The organism is Georgenia daeguensis, assembly GCF_039537705.1.
Taxonomy (GTDB): Bacteria; Actinomycetota; Actinomycetes; order Actinomycetales; family Actinomycetaceae; genus Georgenia; species Georgenia daeguensis.
The window spans coordinates 1-2202 of the sequence record NZ_BAABBA010000068.1; the positions used below are offsets into that span (position 1 = coordinate 1).

General features: G+C 71.8%; 2 protein-coding genes. Both read right to left on the reverse strand.

Annotated elements, in window-relative coordinates; all coding sequences use genetic code 11:
- Nucleotides 1-72 precede the first annotated feature (72 nt).
- Nucleotides 73-852, reverse strand: a complete 780-nt coding sequence (gene istB / locus ABD774_RS21405; RefSeq protein ID WP_345045778.1) for an IS21-like element helper ATPase IstB — start codon at nucleotides 850-852, stop codon at nucleotides 73-75.
- Complete coding sequence (gene istA, locus ABD774_RS21410; protein WP_345045782.1) at nucleotides 849-2132, reverse strand: IS21 family transposase; 1284 nt, start codon at nucleotides 2130-2132, stop codon at nucleotides 849-851. Before istA ends, istB begins: the two co-directional genes overlap by 4 nt.
- Between the last annotated feature and the right edge of the window lie 70 nt (nucleotides 2133-2202).

The following is a 2202-nucleotide window of genomic DNA, read 5'->3' on the forward strand; positions in this document are numbered from 1 at the left end:
TGTCAACGCCGGGCGAAAATTGACCCCTCTGCGCCGATGGAAAGTTGACCCCTCTCGGCGGTTTGTTGTTGGTTACTTGCTGGTCTGTGGGTCGATGGTCTGGCGGTGGCCGCGGGTGCGGTAGGAGTCGCCGTCCAGGCCGATGACGTGGGCGTGGTGGACGAGGCGGTCGATGGTCGCGGCCGCGACGACGTCGTCGCCGAGGGTCTCGCCCCAGCGGCTGAAGGGCAGGTTGGAGGTGACCACGACGGAGCCGGTCTCGTACCGGGAGGCGATGAGCTGGAAGAACAGCGAGGCCGCGGTGGCGTCGAAGGGCAGGTAGCCGACCTCGTCGATGATCAGCAGGCGGTAGCGCTTGATCCGGTGCAGCTCGCGCTCGAGACGGCCCGCGGCGTGGGCCTGGGCGAGGCGGTCGATCCAGCCGGTGGCGGAGTCGAAGAGCACGGGGTGAGAGGCCTCGGCGGCCTTGATGCCCAGGGCGATCGCGAGGTGGGTCTTGCCGGTGCCGGGCGGGCCGAGCAGGACCACGTTCTCCCGCTTGGGCACGAAGGTGGTGGTGGCCAGGTGGGCGATGACGTCCCGGGGGGCGGTGGGGACGTGGTCGAAGACGAAGTCCTCGATCGTCTTGATGGCCGGGAAGTGCGCGGCGGCGATCCGCAGCCGGGTGCCGTTCGCGGTCCGGGAGGCAACCTGGCGGCCGAGGACGGCGGCGAGGTACTCCTCGTGCGACCAGCCCTGGTCTCGTGCCTGGTCGCCCAGGGCGGCAAAGGTCTCGGCGATCACGGGGGCCTTGAGCTCGCGGGCGAGGAAGGTGACCTCGCCGGTGACGTCCTTGCGGGTGGCGGTGCTCATCCGGCCACCACCTCCAGCACCCGCTCCACGGGATCTGGCGAGGGCGCGGGCGGTGCCCCGATCGCGAAGAGGTCGTCGTAGTCCGACAGTGCCCGGATGCCGACGTCCTCGCCGCCGGCCCGGGCCGGCGGGGAGCCGGCCGCGGCGCGGGTACGGTAGGCGGTGCGCAGCACCTTCGCGGTGGCGACGTGGGCGGGGTCGGTGATCGTGCGGCGGGTGTCCCAGCACCGCTCATGGGCGGCGACGACCTGCCCGGCGCAGGTTACGGTCACGGTGGTCAGGTCGCAGCGGACGTCGACGAACCGGCCGATCACCGACGGGTCGACGGAGTAGTCGTTCCCCGCGACACGGACGTAGTAGTCCCGCCCCAGCCTCACCCGCTCGCTCAGCCCGACCGCCGGCGGCACCGGGGGCAGGTCGGCCATCGCCGCGACGTCGATCCCGACCCGGATCGCCGGCTTCACGCCGGTACGGCGCAGCACCCGCTGGTTCGCCCGCGGCAGCCAGGCGCCGAGCTGGTCGTTGAAGTCGGCCGGCGAGGCGAACTCGCGCCCGGGCAGGAACGAGGTCTGCAGGTACCCGTTGGCCCGCTCCACGACCCCCTTGGCCTCGGGGTCCCGCGGCCGCGTCTGGTAGATCCGTGTCCCCAGCGTCCCGGCGAACGCCCGCGCGCCGACGGTGAGCCGCTGGTGCTGGCCGATCCCGGCCTCGTTGTCCCACACCAGCGTCTTGGGCACCGCCCCGAAGCTGCCCGAGAGCAGCTGCCACATCCCAGCCAGCAGATCACCCGTCTGCCGCGTCGGGAGCAGCAGCGCGGCGATGAACCCCGACCAGGCCGCGACCATCGTCAGCACCGGCGGCGCCGCGAGCACCCCCGGCCCGACCGGGACGACCCGGGGCGGGAACCACAGGTCGCACTGGACGATCTCCCCGGCCCGGTACTCGGTGCGGTCGGCCGGGTCCGCCGGGGCGTACAGCGGCCGCAGCTGCGCCACCCTGGCGCGCAGCACCGAGGCGGAATGCTCCCACCCGATCCGCTCGCCGATCACCGTCGCCGGCATCGTCGGGTACTTCGCGAGCAGCGCCCGGATCTGCGGCTCATACCCGTCCACCAACGACCCGGCCTTCTTCCTGCGCTCGTACCTCGGCGGGGACTCCGACGCCAGAGCCGCCCGCACCGTGTTACGCGCCACCCCCATGTGCCGGGCGATCGCCTTGATCGCCATCCCCTCCGACTTGTGGAGCCGTCTGATCTCGGCCCAATCCTCCACGCTGATCACTCCCTCACTCTGTCCGAGGGGGTCAACTTTCACTCGGCACCAGGGGGTCAGTATTCACGTGGCACTGACA